Below are 16,648 nucleotides of genomic sequence, written 5' to 3' on the forward strand. Positions count from 1 at the left end.
TGTTTCAATCCGCACCCGGTCTTTCGACCGGGTGATGCTCTGCCTCGGAAACGGGTTGTTTCTGGGGCAAAGTTTGTTAGCACCGCGCGAACCTGCTGCGGTGAACCGGAGGCGTTCACCTGAGGTGCGCGTGGCGCCCAACTTCTTACCTTATTTTCAAAGAACAAGGTTCCGCGCGAACCTGCCGGAAAAGCACCCGTCGCTTCGGGTTCGCGGACATATCTCACAGAACCAACGGCCCCTCGAAGTCCACCGCCCGGAACACGCCGTACTGCTTCACCCGAAGGTGGGCCGATTCGGTGATGCGGTAGAAGCGCAGGTTGTCCTCAGCCTCGTCGATCTCGGCGAGCAGCGCGCGTTCGAGCTGTTCCATCTGCATCTCGTTGACTTGACACTCGAACACCGATTTCTGCACCCGCTGGCCTGTGCTCTCGCAGACCTTGGCCACGCGCCGCAGGCGCCGACGGCCAGCGGCGGTTTCGGTGGAGACATCGTAGGTGACGACGACCAGCATGGCGGCGCTATTTGGGCAGGTACGGCAGGTAGCCGTCCATCTCGCCGCGCACGGTGCGGGCCATCAGACGCGCCTGCACGAAGGGCACGATGCCGATCGGCACCTTGATGCCGAGCAGCGGGTGGGTGATTTCCTCCTGCTTGCGCTCCTGCCAGGCGGTGACGACGGCGCGTCGGCCGCTGTCGTTCAGCATCGCCGCGCCGCCTTCGCGTTCATCGAAATCCCTGGGATCGAGCTGACCGCGGTTGATCAAGGTGAGCGCCAGTCGGTCGGCCAGTACGGCGCGAAATTCCTCCTGAAGATCCAGCGCCAGCGCGGCGCGGCCGGGGCGCACGGCATGCAAATAGCCGAGTTGTGGATCGAGTCCCACGGTCTCCAGCGCCGAGCGGCAGTCGTTCATCAGCATGGAGTAGAGGAACGACAGCAGGGCGTTGAAGCGATCGAGCGGCGGGCGGCGGGTGCGGCCGTTGAGGGCGAAGTGCTCGCGCGCCTGCGGTTTGACGACGAGATTGAGCGCCGCGAAGTAGCCGCGCGCGGCCTCGCCCTCCACGCCGCGCAGGGTATCGAGATCGCGTGTTTGCGCCAGGGCGCGCAGTGAGGCGGCCAGGTTGTCCGCGGCGCGGGTGAGCTGCGCCTGCTCTGCGGCATCGGCGGCCTCGCGTGCCGCGCGCAGCAGCAGGCCGCGGCTGTTTTTGAGCTTGCCGGCGATGAGGGCGCGGGCGAATTCCAGCGCAAAGGCGCCATCCGCCGCGCTGCGGTGGTGTGCCTGGCGCAGCAGGATGTTGCCGGACACCGGCCCTTCGAGCCGCGCCTTGAAGCGGCCGCTGCCGTCCAGCAGCACCACGGATTTGCCCTCGTCGGCCATGCGGTGCAGCAGCGCGGGCGAGACCAGCACATTGCCGAAACAGACCAGGCTGCCGAGGTGATGCAGCGGCACCTGCAGGCGCTTTTCGCGCTCCACGTCGATGCGCAGGGTGCTGTTTTCCAGGTGCGCGTAGGCGTTGGGCGTCATCACGTAGAGCGTGTTTTGCAGCGTGTACATGCGCGGCTATCCCTGATCGGTGGCGCTGAACAGTTCGGCGCGCAGTTCGGTTTGCACAGTGCGCGCGGCCAATGCCGGCTGGCAGATCTCGATCAGCGAGCACTCGCGGCAGCGCGCGTCGTTCACCGGCGGCGGCAGGCGGCCACTCGCCAGCATGGCGCGGATCGCCTCGGCCGTCTCCACCACCAGCGCGCGCAGCGCCGGGCTGATCTCCACCTCGCGCCGGCGGCGGCTGGAGGCGTGATAGATGGCGCCCTGTGTCACCGGCCGGCCGAGCATCTCTTCCAGACACAGCGCCTGGGCGGCGAGTTGCAGATCGTCGTTCAGCCACTTCTTGCGCGCGCCGTGCTTGTATTCCACCGGATAGACGGTGCCATCCGGCCAGAACTCGACCACATCGCACTTGCCGATCAACCCCCTCTGGTCGGACCAGACCGGCAGTGCATACTCCACCCGTGCGCCGGACTGTTTGGTTTGGTAGGCGATCCGATCCACCCGGCCATGCTCGGCGTTGCCACGCGCCGTATGGATGTTGTCCGTGAACTCGCCTTCCATATGAATCAACCCACAGCGCCGGGGACAATAGGCGTAATGGTTGAGGGCTGAGAGTGGGATGAGGTCTGTGTCAGTCATCTTCACGCTGCTAAGATGCGTCTGGAACGCAGGCAATGTCGGAGGTGCGCGATGGCGACCCATTTTGAACAGATCGAGGCCCTGGCCTTGGCTTTGTCCACCAAGGAGCGCGGTGAATTGGCCCATCGGCTGATCATCAGCCTCGATGGCGAACCCGAAGGAACACCCGAGGAAATCGCCAAGGCTTGGGACGAGGAAATCGCCCGGCGGGTGGCGGAAATCGACGCTGGGACCGCAGTGTTGATTCCGGAAGAAGAGGTTTTTGCGGAGATCGACGACTTGCTGAGGCAAGCGGGGAAGTGAGAATCGTCTGGCAGGACCACGCAAAAATCGAACTCAGGGACGCGGTTCAATACTATCGAGCCAATGCTGGCGACCACGTCGCCCATGACTTCAGGAATGAAGTGCAGCACACGGCAAGGCAATTGCTCGAACACCCGGAAATCGGGGTGCGCCTCCACCAAAAACTCCGCCGTTACGCTCTGCACGGCTACCCCTTCAATCTTGTTTATCGCTTGACGCCAGAGACCATCATCATCGTAGCCTTGGCGCATCAGAGCCGCCGGCCGGGCTATTGGGCCGACCGGCGATAGTGCGCACTCCATCAATGGCATGGCTCGATCAACTCAACGCCATTGGGTAGACGGTCGCGGCGCACGACAACGCGGTAATCCGAAAAACTGCGCGGCGAGCCTGATAACCCATGCCGGCACATATCCCACCCGCACCGTCTGACAGCGTGGTTTGGTAGGAAATTCGATCCACTCGGCCATGCTCGCCGTTCCCTCGTTCGGTATGAATGTTGAGGAGCTAAGGGAGATAGGATCATTTTCAGCCGCGGTTTGCACGGTGGCGCCTTCACACAATCAACGTGGCACCGGACTTCACTGCCTGCGCATTGAGCGCGCCCGCCATGTAGCCGATGAAGTCGTCGTAAGCCAGCGACCAGGCGAAGAGACCGGGATAGGCGTCGAGAAGCGCAAGGCCGAAATCAATTTTCCTGGTCGCCCAGATTTGCACGCTGTGGCTTTGCAGCGCTTTCCAGTCCGGGCGTCCACCGCTCTTGAGGGCGTCAAGAAAGGGGCCGGGCGTCAGAACGGTGACGGTATCCGACGCGATGACCTTGAAGGCTTCCACGATAGCCGGGAACTGTTTGCCCGCTTCCCACTTGAAAAGCTCGTCTACCACAATCGGATTGCCGGCCTCTCTGACTTCCTGATTAAGCGCCGCCGTGCAGGCATCCGGCGTCACCTGGTTTTTTCTGAACAATTTTGCCAATACTGCTGCCGGGATCCGCATGGCGCGATGCTCGCGGAGTCCGCCGCCGGGCCTCAAACTTACCGACCAGACCTCCGCGTCCGCGTATTCGTTGTGCCGATTCACACGGCCACCAAGCTGCAGCAGGCTGGGGAGACCGGATGCTTCGCGCACGCCTGAACGGAACGAAATATCTACGCCGGCCTCAACCAGCGAGGTGGCAATCAGCATCCAGTCGATATCCTGTTTGTCGGCAAGCCGATCTTTGACACGCGCAAGTGTGCGCTCTCTGTCCAATGGGTTGAGCGCGGTGGAAAGATGCTCCACCTTAGCCCGGCCCTTTTGTTCTGCAAGCGTCAAGGCGACGACGGCGGCAGTCTGTACGGTGTTGAAAACCGCGATGCGCGGGCCTGGCAAGCCCGCCAGAAAATCGAGCAATGTCATCAGATCGAGGTTGTCTGGATGCTGGCGATAGCGGATGCGGCGCGTTTCTCCGTCGTCGAGCTTTGCCCTCAGCGTGTTGCCTACCAGTCGTGGTAACTGCATCGCTATCGCTGGATTCGCCGAGCCGGGGTTGCCGGATTTGCGGTAGAAATCATCCAGCGTCCAGAAGCGTGCGAGCGAGCCGGAGGCGAGCACGACATGACAGCCCCAGCGCTGCGCAAGCTGGCGCAGCCATTGCCAGGCCAACGGCCAGAGGTGCGCAGGCAAGGCGGCGTGCGCTTCGTCGATGAAGATTGCCGAGCGCGCCACTTGATGCAGTTTGCGTAGGCTCGCGGGATGGTTGCTCGCCAACGTCTCGAAAAACTGCACGGCGGTGGTGACGATGACGGGCGCGTGCCAGCGTGTCGCCAAACCGCGCGTCATCGGGTCGGAGAAATCAGTTTTGTGGTGGTGGGCGGCGACGGCGTGATCGGCGACTTCGTTATCCAGAATCAATGCATTGCGGTAGACATTGACCGACTGATCGATGATGTTGGTGAAAGGTTGGACGACGAACACCCGCCGTAAACCCTTTGCATGCGCCGCCCGCAGCAGATGGGCCATCACTGCTGTGGTTTTGCCGCTGCCGACCGGACTGTCGCATTCAACAATCGCGGGCGTGGGGTCGGCGGCGCGGCACGCCTTGTAATGTGCACGACGAAGGGCGGCGCGCTCGATTTCGCGGCAAGTATCGCCACGCTTCAAGCTGCTGACGTAGTCGTCAAGCCGCCTGAGCCGCGCTTCTGGGCACAACAGGGGCGCATCAATGAGCGGCGCGCCGTAATGGCGGGCCGTATCGCCGTGGTCAGCTTCGACGAGGCAGGCGAGCGCCATACGCAGATCGAGCGCCTCCGGCTTGAATGGCAACGCGACGGGCTTCGTTGGGTTCACGGCGAGCGCTTCGTGGTGACGATGCAGATAGTCGGAAAGCTTGGCGTTGGTGCGCGCGACGACATCGGCTGCGGGAAACCGCTCTCCCACTTCGTCGCCGCGCCAAGCCATTGCTCCGCGTGCTTTTTGGCCGGGAACGTCGGGCAAGCCGCGATGATGTGAATAGGCGAGCATCGCGGCGTAGCGAGCGGTTGGCGTGCCCAACCCGAACAGGTGCTTGGTCCCGGCATCGACGTGTTCGCGGGGCAGCGGCTTGCCCGTTGGAGAGGCCAGCACGGCCTGATTGTCTTCGTCGAGCTTACCCAGATCGTGAAACTCGGTTCCCAGCCCGACGGTTTCGACGAAGGCCGCAGCTTGCGGCAGCCCATGACCGGCATCGGCGGCAAGGCCTCGCGCTGTCTCGACCGCGCGGTGCAAATGGTCTCCATACGTTTGCGTCGGGTAGCCGCCCTTCGCACTATGCGCGAGCCAGTCCATGGTCGGCCTCAAAGCAAATCGATCAGCGTTAGCGCCGCGTTGCCTTGCCGGTCTGTCTTGCTGGCGAGTGTCTCGGGCAGCGCGTCGGGAAATCGATATTCGGCGCTGCTCTTCGACGGCTGATCGGGGTCGGCCAGCTTGGTCGGGGAAAGCGCGTCGAGAATGGCGAAGTCCGAGCACGAACCCAGCTTGTCGGAATGTTCGACATACCACGCGCGGGCCAGATCGACTGCCGGTCGCGCGTGCGAGCGAGTGTGCGGATACGCATAGCGGACCAATTCGAGCAACAGCGCGATGTCCGTCCCCGTGCAGCCGGTGCGCGCGGCGGCACTCGGGTTGACGAAAAATGGCATCAGATACAGGCCGTGCGGCACGAAGCGGTAGCCCATCGGCGCCATGCCGCGATCCTTGTCGTCCTGCACGCCGGCCTTGTTGGTGTTGGTGTGCCGCTCTATGTCGATGGGTGCGATAGAGAGGCCAAGGCCAAAGTGCACGCAGCCGGTACGGATGGCGTTCGCCTTGAACTCCTTGATCTCCTGTTCCTTGAAGCCGTGCTTCTTGGCTTCGTCATCTTTCATGCTTTCGAGAAAGGTGTTCCCGAACACGCGGCCGTCCCAGTAGGCGTCCTTGAACGCTTGGCCGTCGCCGGTCAGTTGCTTGGCAATGGCGGCACGATCCCTGCCGCGCGATTCGAGGATGCCAAAATGCGCGGGGTCAAGGCCCAAATCGTTCGACAGCGCCTCCCAAACCTCGCCCTTCCACTCGACGAGATCGCGGAGTTTGCGCTTATAGGACACGGGCGAAATTTCGCCCCGACGATCCGGTCGCTGACGCGGATCGCTGTCGCGGTCAGGGTCGCCGTTGGGGTTGGAGTTGCGCACTTCGATGACGAGCAGGCCAGTGCCGCGTTTGAAGCCGCCGACATCCTTGGTGTAGGTGAGCATGGGGTTCACGTTTAATCCTCCTGTGTGGGCTCGGTCGGGTTGGGTTCGGTTTTGCCGGGCGATTTGGCGAGGTAGCCGAGGATGAGTTGCGCCTTGTCGGCGTCGCTGGCGCGTTCGGGTATGTCGAGCAGGCTGATTTCCGAACAGGTGTCGCCAAGTTGATTGAGAAAATGTCGGGCGAGTTTCTCCGGCCCGTTGCCTTGCGGCTGGCGGGTTCGCGCCCACGCCTGATAGGGCAGGATGCGCTGCGCGTACAGCGCCAGCGCCGCTTCCGGCGTTTCCAGCGCGGTTTGCATCAGTGCGTTGCCGAGCAATTGGCCCGGCACGCTGCCGTTGCGCACGCCTTCACAGTATTGAAGATGGAGACTGTCGGCCAAGGCCAGCAGGCGACCGACGAGAAAAGCGGATGACGCCATGATGCGCTCCTGAGATGTGTTGGGTTCGGACTTGAAAAGCAGCAGGGCCAGAATCGCCGGCAGGGCAGCGAGTGCGGCGGCGCGTTTGTCGCTTGCCTTCAGCATGATCGACGCGTGTTCGCGCGCGCCGGCTGCCACGAGGAATCCCGCCCAACCCGCGAGTGCGTGGCGCAGGGCGCGCTGCGCCATCTGACGCTCGGTGTCGTCGGTGGCCAGCAGCAGCGTTAAGGCGTCTTCCGGGGAAAACGTATTGAATCTGCCTTGGTTTTCGTCGCCGCGAACCCAGAAGGTGTTGAGCCAGGATGCGACCTGATACGGAAAGGGCTGGACGGGTGTGATGTCGTTGCGCTCGCCCTTGGCCTTGCCCCAGCGCGCGAAGGCAACGGGCGGGCTGGTTCTGACACCGGTAACCCACGCTTTGGCAGAAACGAGAAAGTGCCGCATGGTGAAAGTGTGGTGCGACACGACCTTGGTTCGGTGGCCGTCGGGCTTGCGCAAGACGATGAGGTGAACGAGGGTTTCCGACTCGCGCGGCATGCCTTCCAAGGCTATGGCGATACGCTCGGTGCGTGCCTCGAAGCTTGCCGCCGCCGTGGCCTGCTCGGTGAATTCGTCGTCCACGTCATCCGGCAAGCTGCAAATATCGGCGACCTCTGCGTTGGCCAGCATGGGCAACTCGGCCTCCGGGTAAAACAGGAACAGGTTGCCGCCCCGGTACTGCCAGGTTTTGCCGCGCCGTTCGTTCTGGGTCAGGTATTCCAGTGCGCTCTTGGCCCGCTTGCGGGAATCCTTGCCCACCCGGAAGGAATCGGCGTCGGCTTTGCCGTAGCGGTACTGGCAGGAGGCGTCCCTGGTCATCGCGCGCAGGATGACTTTGCCCAAACCGGGGACAATCACATCCGCGAATTTTTCGCCTGCGTCGGTCGCGAGACGACCGTAGGCATCCGGCATCGATGGGGCGTCGCTGGTCTCGTCCGTCGATCCGGTACGTACGAGCAAGGCGTTTAGCAGCTCGGCCGTGCGTGCCGAAGTGATCGGGTAATCGCCGATTTCGTCCCAGTCCGGCAAATCAAGCAGCAGATTGCAGCTCTTGGCAGCCTCGGCCTCGCTTGTGGCGCAATAGAGTTTGAACAATTTTTCGTCATAGGCGGTGGCCAGTTGCGATTCGAGCTGGCGGACGAGTTCCGGAAAGAAGCGTCCTGGCGTCAGGCGCTGCAAGCGTTCCAGCAGGCTACGCAGCACGGCGTAATCCGGGTCGCCAAAAGGCAGAATGGCCGACAATTGCGCTGGCACGTCGGCAAGTGACCTGCTGGATTTCTCGTTCACGTTCCCTCGCTTGGCGTCGGTCCAGGAGCCCTTGAGGCCGGCGCAGCGCCCGCGGATCTGGCCGAATGCGTCTGCCCATCGGTTGACGTCAGCGTTGCGCGCCACTTCCACAAACGATTTGTCAAGGTCCAGTCGGTACAGCGGCAGGCTGCTGAAAACCGGTGTGCTGAAGCCATTGCCGCCCGGCTGCCATTTGCGCAGCGCGGACAAGTCATTATCCCAAGGCAGCACTTCGGTAATCGCGCCACTCGCGTCGAGCAACACCTTGTAGCTCGGGTATGTCGGCAGGGTTTTGAGTGATTTGTGCAGCGTGTCTGGCAGGTTCGGAATCGCGTTTGCCGCCTGCAGGAGTTCATTCAGCATGATGCGCCCCATAGCGTAAGACACCAGCCTCGATCACGAGCCCTTGCGAGTAAGTGAGCGCATGTTCGCCATAGGCGGACTTATTGAAAATCCGATCCGGAATCGATGGCAGGTTTAGGTTGATGTCGGTCTGCGTTGGCGTATCCCGCGCTTCGCCGACATAACTGGGCACGAATTCCCGCCAGCCTAGGCTTGGCACGTAATGGCACTGACCCCGCCTGAGGCGACGCTCGAAAATGTCCTTGAACGCGTGGCAAGGCGAACGCGTTCGTTCCAGCCACTGCCTGATTTTGGGCGGAAAATCTGTGTGCGAAGCCGGATACAGTTCTGCGAATAGTCGGTAGTGCACGTTGATTAGCACGGTGGCGAACAACTGGTAATTATTGCCGTCCTTGATCTGCCCACTTTTGCGCAGCGGGCCGCCGTAGTTGGTAGCGTAATGGTGATAAACGAGCGGCGCGCAGATTTCGACCCGGACTGGAACGATCTCGACTGCCGGATTCCAGAGGATAGCTTCGAAGATACCTTTGGCAGCGGAGCGCGTCGGCACCGGATAGGTGCCAGGCGAATCGCCGGTGTCCGGACGCGTCCACATCGCCGTCGGTCCTGCGATTTCGAGTTGGATATCATATTTTCTCTTCATGACTTTCTCATCATCAGATTTCGCCACGGCAACCCCGACATGCCCCGCCGGGCCGTAGTCGTCGATCTTGCGGTCCGCGGTCACTAGCGTGTTGGAATTCCAGTCATACAACCGAGCATGATGACTGGCGATCAGATAGGCCAGCACCCTGCCCGTGGTGCCGAAGCGCTCACAGGCCAGCAGCGCCCCGGCGGTGGAATGGGAAACCCGCCCGGCGCCGCCCTCGATGTGTGCGCTCTCGGCCTCAGCCCCGGTCGCCGCGTGCAGGTAACGCTGAAAGCCCGGCCGGTACTTGCCGAGGTCGTGCCACAAGCCCGCGAGCCGCGCCCACTCCTGCCCGCCGAACACACTCGCGTGGTTCGCCGCATGGCGGGCGACTTCAGCGAGGTGCTCCTCCAACGCGTGGATGCGCGTTCCGGACGATCCGGATGTTGAATGAGCCGCCGCTTGTTCTCGGCTGCCGCTGGTCACGGTGCCAATCATTTGGGACTCCCTTGGGCTTTTGCCCGTGTCGGGTGCCCATGGTGCGGCGCCACTGTCTTGAATCCTGAGACGGTGAGCAACATTCAACAAAAAATTTTTTGACGCAGCCGCCCTGGAAACGGCTGGCAGCCAACCCCGCGCGACGGCGTCATCGGTGCGCGGCTGGAATCGCGCCGCGAAGCTGCGCTCCTACCGGCGCGGGGCAATAGTGACGGCGCGGGCTGGCGGGCCTTCGCTCAGCGGTGCGCCAGGATGGCCAGCGCGAGCGAGCCCGTCAGCAGCGCTGCACCGAGCGCGCGCGTGCGGTACTGGGCGCCGGTGAGGCGCTCGACGCCGGCCAGGCCCATGCGGCCCATAACGTACACCACCACCAGCACCCACAGGCCGCGCGAGGTCTGCACGATGTTGACGATGGTGGCCTTGCCGGCCAGACCAAAGGCGATCATCAGGAACACCATGCCGGCGATCTGCGCCGCGGCATAGATGGCGAGTGCCCGGCCGAACGGCGCACTCACGCGCCAGCGCCTCGGCAGCAGCGCAAGCGAGATCGGCAGCGTGAGCAGCGGCGGCACGATGAGCGAGTACACGCCGATTTCGAGCGGGCTGATGCCGGCGCGGATGGCGCGCACCAGCAGCACGTCAGTGATGCCGTACAGGATGGCCGCGGCGGTGACGAACAGCGCCGAGCGCAGGCTGCCGCGCAGTTTGCCGTCCGACAGCAGGAACAGGCTGGCAAACGCGCCGGCGGCGCCGAGGTACACGAGCGGCTCGTACACCTCGGCCAGCCACAGCGCGGAAAAGCCGGCCACCGCGAACAGCTTGAGGCCCAGCATCGGCACCACGAACGAGGCGTCGCCGTGCCGCAGCGCGAGGATGAAGAACACCTGCCCGGCGACGACGGTGAGGCCGATCGCCGCCAGTGTGCCGGGCATCTGGGCGACGGCGTCGAAGCCCGCCCACGGCAGTGCCAGCGCCGCCAGCAGGCCGCAGGCGAGCTGGCTCAGGATGGAAATCTGGAACGGGTCGCGGCTGTAGACCCACAGACGCTTGGCCAGCGTGAACGAGAGCGCGTGCAGCCAGGCGGCGGCGAGGGTGAGCAGCACGTAGCTCGGCATGGTGTTCCGTGTTTGGGATCGCCGCACACGGGACAGGCCCGATAACCGGCTGGTCGGTCAGAAACCGGGCCGCGCGCTCCCTCGCTGCGACCGGTTGGGAGGGGGCGGTTTACTCGTCCCAGTCGCCGCCGAGTTCGTCCACCTCGTCGTCGTCGAGGTCGCCCGCGCTCTTTCGCCCACGCCCGCGCGGTGACTCGTCCCAGTCATCCTCGCTCTCGGCATCGGCGGCTGGCTGGTCGGTGTCGTCGGCGTCCTCGTCATCGATGGGGCCCGACCAGTCGTCCGGCGGCTCGGCCGGGTCGAGGTCCATCTCGTACCACTCGTCGAGGCTGATCTCGTCGAGCGTGCCGTCGACGTACTGCAGCTCGATCAAGGCGTTGTCCTCGTCGACGGCGATCACCTCGAAGTCGAGGCCCTTGTCGATGTGCTGATACCAGTTGCCCGGCACAGGGTCGAGGTCGTAACTCATCGGTCAATCCTCCGCATTGGGTGGCTCCCCCGCGGCCGCGATCAGGTCAGCAGCACGTCGAGGTGGGCGCGCACGCTGCGCGCCAGCGCGGGCAAATCGTAACCGCCTTCCAGTGCCGACACGATGCGCCCACGCGCGTGTCGCGCGGCCACGTCGCAGATCACGCGCGTCACCCAGGCGTAGTCGTCCTCGGTGAGGCACAACTGCGCGAGTTCGTCGTCGCGATGGCCGTCGAAGCCGGCCGACACGTAGATCATTTCCGGCGCGAAGGCGTCGAGCGCCGGCAACCATTCGTCGTCGACCGCCGCACGAAATGCAGCGCTGCCGAGGCCGGCGGCGATGGGTGCATGGACCACGTTCGGGGCGCGGAAGTTCATGTCCGTGTACGGGTAAAACGGGTGCTGGAAGCTGCTGCACAGCAGCACGTTCGGGTGGTGATGAAAGATTTCCTCGGTGCCGTTGCCGTGATGCACGTCGAAATCGACGATGGCCACGCGCTGCACCTGGCCGCCCGCCAGCGCGTGCGCGGCGCCGACGGCAACGTTGTTGTAGAAGCAGAAGCCCATCGCGCGGCGCCGCTCGGCGTGGTGGCCCGGCGGGCGCACGCAGCAGAACGCGTTGCTCACCGTGCCGGCGAGCACCAGCTCTGTTGCCTGCACCAGCGCGCCGGCCGCGCGCCGGGCGGCGGCGAGGGTGTACGGGTTCATGGCGGTGTCGGGGTCGATGTGCGTGAGCCCATGGTCCGGGCTGCGCGCGTCGAGCGCGTCGAGGTACTCGGCGTCGTGCACGCGCAGCAGTTGCTCGCGGGTGACTTCCGGCGCCTGGTAGTGGCGCAGCAGGGCGTCGATGCCGGTCGCGATCAGGTGGTCCTCGATGGCTGCAAGGCGCCCCGGCGCCTCCGGGTGCCAGGGGCCGGCGTCGTGTTCGCGGCAGTCGGGGTGGGTGATGAAGGCGGTGTGCATGGCTCAGCGTGGCGGCGGCGTGGTGAGGTCGAGCGTGACACGCACCACGGAGGGATCGTCCGGATCGTCCTTGACCCTGAAGCCGAGCTTGCGCACCAGGCCCAGCATGGCAGCGTTCTCGCGCAGCACGTCGCCCCACACCTCGCGGATGCCGCGCGTGCGCGCGTAGTCGATGATCTGGCGCATTAGCAGCGCGCCCAGGCCCTGGCCGGTCATGTGCTCCGGCACCACCACGGCGTACTCGGCGCGCTCGTTGTCCGGATCGGCGGCGATGCGCACCACGCCGAAGATTTCCGTGGTGCCGGGAATGCCGTGCTCGGTGAGGATGAGCGCCATCTCGCGGTTGTAGTCGATCTGCGTCAGGCGCGCCGCTAGGCTGTGCCCAAGCTCCTTCATCGGCACGAAAAAGCGCAGCCGCACCTGCTCGGGCGTGAGCTGCTCGAAGCTCTTCTGCAGCATCGGCTCGTCCTCCGGCAGGATCGGGCGCAGCAGCAGCTCGCGCCCGTCGCCGACCACGACTGCCGTTTCGAGCGCCTTCGGGTACGGGCGGATGGCCAGGCGCGGTACCGCCGGCTCGGCCACCGCTGCCACGCGCACGCGCACGTCCACTGCCAGCACGCCGTCCGGGCTCGCCAGCAGCGGGTTGATGTCGAGCTCGATCAACTCGTTCACGTCGGCCGCCATCTGCGCCACCTTGATCAGCGTGAGCGCGATGGCGTCGAGGTTGGCGCCGGGCAGGCCGCGGTGGCCCTTGAGCAACTCGTACACGCGCGTGTGCCCGATCAGCTCGTGCGCGAGGCGCATGTTCAGCGGCGGCAGGCCGAGCGCGGTGTCGTTCAGCACCTCGACCGCCGTGCCGCCCGCCCCGAACAGGACGAACGGCCCGAACTGCGGGTCGACCGCCACGCCGACGATCAGCTCGTGGCTGCGGCTGCGGTCGAGCATGGGCTCGACCTGAAAGCCCTCGATGCGCGCGTCCGGCCGCTTGCTGGCGACGCGTTCGAGCATCTGCTCGGCGGCGCGCAGCACCGCGTCGGCGTTCGGCAAATCGAGCGCCACGCCGCCGACGTCGGTCTTGTGCAGGATGTCCGGCGAGCGGATCTTGAGCGCCACCGGCTGGCCGATCTGCGCCGCCGCCTGCGCCGCCGCGGCCGGCGAATCCGCGTGCCGCGGCGGCACCAGCGGAAGGTGGTACGCGGCGAACAGCTCCGCCACCTCGTCCGCCGACAGCCACTCACGGTGATCCGCCAGCGCCTGCTGGCACACGTAGCGGGCGCGCGCGGCGTCCGGCTCGAACTGCTCCGGCACCGACGGCGGCGTCTGCATCAGCGCGAGGCGCCCGCTGCGGTAGCGCTCCAGGTACATGAAGGCCCGCACGGCTTCTTCCGGCGTGCGGCAGGTGCCGATGCGGTTCTCGGAAAACACCAGCCGCCCGGCGCGCGCCGCCTGGTCACCCACCCAGCTCGTCACCAGCGTCTTGCCGGGCTGCGCCTTGACGGCGCGGATCACCGCCCGCGCCGCTTCCACGCCGTCCGCCACGGCCACCGGCGCGTGCAGCGCCAGCACCGCGTCCACGTTCGGGTCCTGCAGCAGCGGCGCGAGCGCTGCTTCGTACCGTTCGGGCGGGGCGTCGCCGATGATGTCGACCGGGTTGCCGTGCGACCAGTTGGCGGGCAGCACCTTGTCGAGCGCGGCGATGGTTTCGGGCGCCAGCTGCGCCAGGTGGCCACCCATATAGCCGAGCGCGTCGGTGGCCATGATGCCGATGCCGCCGCCGTTGCTGACGATGGCGAGTCGATCGCCCGCCGGCAGGCGCGTGGTGGCCAGAATCTCCGCCGCCGTGAACAGCTCGTCCAGCGTGTGCACGCGCAGCATGCCGGCGCGGCGGAACACGGCGTCGTAGACGGCGTCGTTGCCGGCGAGTGCGCCGGTGTGCGAGGCCGCCGCCCGCGCCGCCGCCTGGCTGCGCCCGGCCTTGACCACCACCACCGGCTTCACGCGCGCCGCGGCGCGCGCCGCCGACATGAACTTGCGCGCGTTCACCACCGCTTCCATGTACAGCAGGATGGCGTCGGTGTCCGGGTCGCCCGCCAGGTAATCGAGCATGTCGCCGAAGTCGACGTCCGCCACGTCGCCCAGCGACACCAGGTGCGAGAAGCCCACCCCGCGCGGCTGCGCCCAGTCGATGACGGACGTGATGACCGCCCCCGACTGCGCCACGAAGGCGAGCCGCCCGCGGCGCGGCGACAGGTGCGCGAAGCTCGCATTCAGCCCATGCCCCGGCACCATGATGCCGACGCAGTTAGGTCCCACGATGCGCAGCAGGTGCGGCTGGGCCGCGTCCAGGACCGACTGTTGCAGCACCGCGCCGCGCGGGTCGCCGTTTTCCTTGAAACCGGCCGAGATGATCACCGCCGCGCGGGTGCCGCGGGCGCCGAGTTCGGCAATGAGCCGCGGCACGGTGTGCGCGGGCGTGGCGATGACGGCCAGGTCCGGCGCCAGCGGCAGGCTCGCCACGTCCTTGTAGGCCAGCACGCCCTCGACCGCCACGTACTTGGGGTTTACCGGCATCACCGGCCCGTTGAAGCCGCTGCCGAACAGGTTGCGCGCGATCACCGCGCCGACCGAACCCGGCCGGGTGCTGGCACCGATCAGGGCGACCGATTTCGGCTTGAACAGGTAATCGAGGTTGCGGATGGTCATGGCAGGGCCGAGGCGGCGGGACTGGCGGCGATGCTAGCGCAGGACTGCGCGTGGCCTCATGTCACTGTCGGTGCCGCGTGGCCGGGACAGCGACCTTGCTCGGGGACGGGGGCGGTTTCAGGGGGCACGCTGAGGGTGCCGGGCGAAGGACGCCCGATCCCGTGTCGGAACCTGCGCTTGGGTAGCGGATTCCGGTACTGGGCACTTGTGCTCAGCGTGCTTGCCAGATCGACCGCAACGGCTGACTATTCCGGCTGATCGGTGCGTCGCCGGCCCGTTGCCCGCGGCGCGCGAACGCAACGCGCAGCCCGGCTGCGCCGCGAGGTGCGAATGGTCAGGGCGCGCACGGCAAGGCTCCTTGGCATGGCGGCATTCATCGCCCTGTGTGTGGCATGGGGCGGTGTTGCAAGGGCAGCTGGTCCGGCCGCGGGCGGCACCGGGCCGGTGCTGTGCGTCGCCGCCGGGCAGACGCTGGAACTCGACGTGCGGTTTCACGACGCGCCGCCGGCCGGTCTCCGCCTGTTGCGCGAGCCGGGTGGGGAGGTCGTCGCGAGTTTTCACGGCCGCTTCGGTCAGGGTGCCGGTGCCGAGTGGCAGGCGGGAGCGGGGCCGTGGCGGGGTGCCGCAGGTGCCGGCTGCTATCGGCTGGTCGGCATTCCCGACGCGCCGGGTGGTCCGCCGGTCTGCCTGGTCGGAAAGGGACGCATCGGATTTGCCGTCGGCCCGGACGCGCCGCTGTTCGCCACCGTGCGCTATCGCGGTGCCGACCTCCAGCCGGCCGATACGGGCTGCGAGGCGTTCCCGGCGGCGCGCGACGATGGCGAGCCTGTGGCCAGTCCGCGCCCACCCGCTGCGGCGGCGCCCGATGACGACGGCGGATTTCCCTGGCCGCCGCCGCGTCCTTCCACGCGGCGCGTGCTGTCGCGGCCGCTGGCAATCGGTGACGTGGCGATACCCACCCTGGGCAGCGTGGCGGATCGCCTGCAGGCGGCGCTCGAAAGCGCGGGCTACGTCGAGTACGGGTACTACCCCATACCGGGCGGTTTTGCGCTTGCCACGCGCCTTGAGCGCATCCACCCCGACGGGCGCGCCTACGCCGAGCCGGCCCGCTGGGAGTGGGGGCAGGCGGCGCTCACGGGCTTTGATCTTGGCGCGTACGTGCGGGCGCTGTTCGATGTGGAGCAGGGGCGGTTTCGCGTGATCGTGTTCGTGGTCACCGACGCGCCGCTCGACACCACGCCCGACGCGCCGCGCGCCGCGCAGGCGCTTGCCTGGCCCGGGCGGGGCGCGCCGACGCTGCCGTCCGCCCTGCGCAAGCAGGCGTATTCCGACGAGGCCTACACGGCCGCCCTGGTGTACGAGTTCGAGTCCCGCGGGCGCGGCCACGAGGCCGCCTTCAAGGCGCAAAGCCGCCTGACCGGTGACGCGCACCTGCGTCAGGCCAGACTGCTGGCGGCGCTGGAGTGACGGGCATGTGGATGCCCGCCCGCAGCGCCAAGAAACGCCTCGCGCTGGTGTGGTTCCTGGGCGTGCTGCCGCTGTTTGCGTTCGTGCTGGTGCTGAGTCTCACCTCGCCCGAGCAGGGCGCACGCACCTGGGCGTGGTTCCTGCCGACGGTGATGCCGAACCTGTCGCTGATCGTCGGCGTGTGGGTGGCCGACAGCCGCGCCGGCAAGGCCGACGAGCGCCAGGTGGACGCCTTCACGTACCGCCTGACGCTGGGGCTTTCGGCGTTCTACCTCGCCACCATCGGCGTGCTGTTTGCGACCCACCCTTACCACCCGCAGGGCCTTGCCGAGTGGCTGCGCGCCTCGCAGCCGTGGCTCGCGGCCCTGCAGGGCCTGGCCTCGCTGGCCATGGGGGCGTTTTACGTGCAGCGGTCGGGGTGAGGCGCCCCGCGCTCGGAAGCTGGTCTTGCATCACAACC

Annotated in this window: 15 protein-coding genes; 4 read left to right on the top strand and 11 right to left on the bottom strand. The window is 66.2% G+C overall.

Translation table 11 applies throughout. The annotated features are described in order from the left end of the window. Positions 1-223 precede the first annotated feature (223 nt). The 3 genes from cas2 to cas4 are packed head-to-tail and all read right to left on the bottom strand — an operon-like array spanning position 224 to position 2,189. A complete protein-coding gene (gene cas2 / locus AB7F93_RS10340) occupies positions 224-514 on the bottom strand; it encodes a CRISPR-associated endonuclease Cas2 (protein WP_428302830.1) in 291 nt (96 codons plus the stop codon). A 7-nt stretch (positions 515-521) separates the two neighbouring features. Continuing rightward, a complete protein-coding gene (gene cas1c, locus AB7F93_RS10345) occupies positions 522-1,556 on the bottom strand; it encodes a type I-C CRISPR-associated endonuclease Cas1c (protein WP_428302831.1) in 1,035 nt (344 codons plus the stop codon). Positions 1,557-1,562: 6 nt separating this feature from the next. Further along, on the bottom strand, positions 1,563-2,189 hold the full coding sequence (cas4, locus tag AB7F93_RS10350) for a CRISPR-associated protein Cas4 (protein ID WP_428302880.1): 627 nt from the start codon (positions 2,187-2,189) through the stop codon (positions 1,563-1,565). A gap of 51 nt (positions 2,190-2,240) precedes the next feature. Between cas4 and AB7F93_RS10355 the strand changes: the two genes are divergently transcribed. Together AB7F93_RS10355 and AB7F93_RS10360 are read left to right on the top strand one after the other, a co-directional pair. Continuing rightward, complete coding sequence (locus tag AB7F93_RS10355; protein ID WP_428302832.1) at positions 2,241-2,492, top strand: addiction module protein; 252 nt, start codon at positions 2,241-2,243, stop codon at positions 2,490-2,492. Further along, positions 2,489-2,782 carry a type II toxin-antitoxin system RelE/ParE family toxin gene (locus AB7F93_RS10360; RefSeq protein WP_428302833.1) on the top strand — a complete coding sequence of 98 codons (294 nt, stop codon included), beginning with the start codon at positions 2,489-2,491 and terminating at the stop codon, positions 2,780-2,782. Before AB7F93_RS10355 ends, AB7F93_RS10360 begins: the two co-directional genes overlap by 4 nt. A 265-nt stretch (positions 2,783-3,047) precedes the next feature. On the opposite strand, the gene AB7F93_RS10365 is transcribed toward AB7F93_RS10360, so the two are convergent. The 8 genes from AB7F93_RS10365 to AB7F93_RS10400 all read right to left on the bottom strand — a co-directional run bounded on the left by AB7F93_RS10365 (position 3,048) and on the right by AB7F93_RS10400 (position 14,721). Further along, on the bottom strand, positions 3,048-5,297 hold the full coding sequence (locus AB7F93_RS10365; RefSeq protein ID WP_428302834.1) for a CRISPR-associated helicase/endonuclease Cas3: 2,250 nt from the start codon (positions 5,295-5,297) through the stop codon (positions 3,048-3,050). Positions 5,298-5,305: 8 nt separating this feature from the next. Further along, positions 5,306-6,241 carry a type I CRISPR-associated protein Cas7 gene (locus AB7F93_RS10370; protein ID WP_428302881.1) on the bottom strand — a complete coding sequence of 312 codons (936 nt, stop codon included), beginning with the start codon at positions 6,239-6,241 and terminating at the stop codon, positions 5,306-5,308. 11 nt (positions 6,242-6,252) lie between these two features. After that, on the bottom strand, positions 6,253-8,346 hold the full coding sequence (locus AB7F93_RS10375) for a hypothetical protein (RefSeq protein WP_428302835.1): 2,094 nt from the start codon (positions 8,344-8,346) through the stop codon (positions 6,253-6,255). Then, positions 8,336-9,472, bottom strand: a complete 1,137-nt coding sequence (locus tag AB7F93_RS10380; protein WP_428302836.1) for a CRISPR-associated endonuclease Cas3'' — start codon at positions 9,470-9,472, stop codon at positions 8,336-8,338. Before AB7F93_RS10380 ends, AB7F93_RS10375 begins: the two co-directional genes overlap by 11 nt. A gap of 236 nt (positions 9,473-9,708) precedes the next feature. Continuing rightward, positions 9,709-10,587 carry an EamA family transporter gene (locus AB7F93_RS10385; RefSeq protein ID WP_428302837.1) on the bottom strand — a complete coding sequence of 293 codons (879 nt, stop codon included), beginning with the start codon at positions 10,585-10,587 and terminating at the stop codon, positions 9,709-9,711. A 109-nt stretch (positions 10,588-10,696) separates the two neighbouring features. Further along, a complete protein-coding gene (locus tag AB7F93_RS10390) occupies positions 10,697-11,056 on the bottom strand; it encodes a DUF6763 family protein (RefSeq protein WP_428302838.1) in 360 nt (119 codons plus the stop codon). A 41-nt stretch (positions 11,057-11,097) separates the two neighbouring features. Then, entirely contained in the window at positions 11,098-12,018 is a 921-nt protein-coding gene (locus AB7F93_RS10395) for a histone deacetylase family protein (protein WP_428302839.1), read from the bottom strand. Positions 12,019-12,021: 3 nt separating this feature from the next. Further along, positions 12,022-14,721, bottom strand: a complete 2,700-nt coding sequence (locus AB7F93_RS10400) for a GNAT family N-acetyltransferase (RefSeq protein WP_428302840.1) — start codon at positions 14,719-14,721, stop codon at positions 12,022-12,024. Positions 14,722-15,084: 363 nt separating this feature from the next. Here AB7F93_RS10400 and AB7F93_RS10405 point away from each other — a divergent pair, with 363 nt between their 5' ends. Next, positions 15,085-16,188 (top strand): hypothetical protein, encoded by a 1,104-nt coding sequence (locus AB7F93_RS10405; RefSeq protein ID WP_428302841.1) that lies wholly within the window; start codon positions 15,085-15,087, stop codon positions 16,186-16,188. Positions 16,189-16,193: 5 nt separating this feature from the next. Beyond that, positions 16,194-16,610: a hypothetical protein gene (locus AB7F93_RS10410; RefSeq protein ID WP_428302842.1), complete on the top strand. Its 417-nt coding sequence runs from the start codon at positions 16,194-16,196 to the stop codon at positions 16,608-16,610. Positions 16,611-16,648 lie beyond the last annotated feature (38 nt).

This window comes from Immundisolibacter sp., from assembly GCF_050250495.1.
Classification (GTDB): domain Bacteria; phylum Pseudomonadota; class Gammaproteobacteria; order Immundisolibacterales; family Immundisolibacteraceae; genus Immundisolibacter.

Bases quoted from the DNA above. Each gene is read 5' to 3' on its own strand.
- cas2 (WP_428302830.1), bottom strand. From the start codon at position 514: ATGCTGGTCGTCGTCACCTACGATGTCTCCACCGAAACCGCCGCTGGC.
- cas1c (WP_428302831.1), bottom strand. From the start codon at position 1,556: ATGTACACGCTGCAAAACACGCTCTACGTGATGACGCCCAACGCCTAC.
- cas4 (WP_428302880.1), bottom strand. From the start codon at position 2,189: ATGACTGACACAGACCTCATCCCACTCTCAGCCCTCAACCATTACGCC.
- AB7F93_RS10355 (WP_428302832.1), top strand. From the start codon at position 2,241: ATGGCGACCCATTTTGAACAGATCGAGGCCCTGGCCTTGGCTTTGTCC.
- AB7F93_RS10365 (WP_428302834.1), bottom strand. From the start codon at position 5,297: ATGGACTGGCTCGCGCATAGTGCGAAGGGCGGCTACCCGACGCAAACG.
- AB7F93_RS10370 (WP_428302881.1), bottom strand. From the start codon at position 6,241: ATGCTCACCTACACCAAGGATGTCGGCGGCTTCAAACGCGGCACTGGC.
- AB7F93_RS10375 (WP_428302835.1), bottom strand. From the start codon at position 8,346: ATGCTGAATGAACTCCTGCAGGCGGCAAACGCGATTCCGAACCTGCCA.
- AB7F93_RS10380 (WP_428302836.1), bottom strand. From the start codon at position 9,472: ATGATTGGCACCGTGACCAGCGGCAGCCGAGAACAAGCGGCGGCTCAT.
- AB7F93_RS10385 (WP_428302837.1), bottom strand. From the start codon at position 10,587: ATGCCGAGCTACGTGCTGCTCACCCTCGCCGCCGCCTGGCTGCACGCG.
- AB7F93_RS10390 (WP_428302838.1), bottom strand. From the start codon at position 11,056: ATGAGTTACGACCTCGACCCTGTGCCGGGCAACTGGTATCAGCACATC.
- AB7F93_RS10395 (WP_428302839.1), bottom strand. From the start codon at position 12,018: ATGCACACCGCCTTCATCACCCACCCCGACTGCCGCGAACACGACGCC.
- AB7F93_RS10400 (WP_428302840.1), bottom strand. From the start codon at position 14,721: ATGACCATCCGCAACCTCGATTACCTGTTCAAGCCGAAATCGGTCGCC.
- AB7F93_RS10405 (WP_428302841.1), top strand. From the start codon at position 15,085: ATGGCGGCATTCATCGCCCTGTGTGTGGCATGGGGCGGTGTTGCAAGG.
- AB7F93_RS10410 (WP_428302842.1), top strand. From the start codon at position 16,194: ATGTGGATGCCCGCCCGCAGCGCCAAGAAACGCCTCGCGCTGGTGTGG.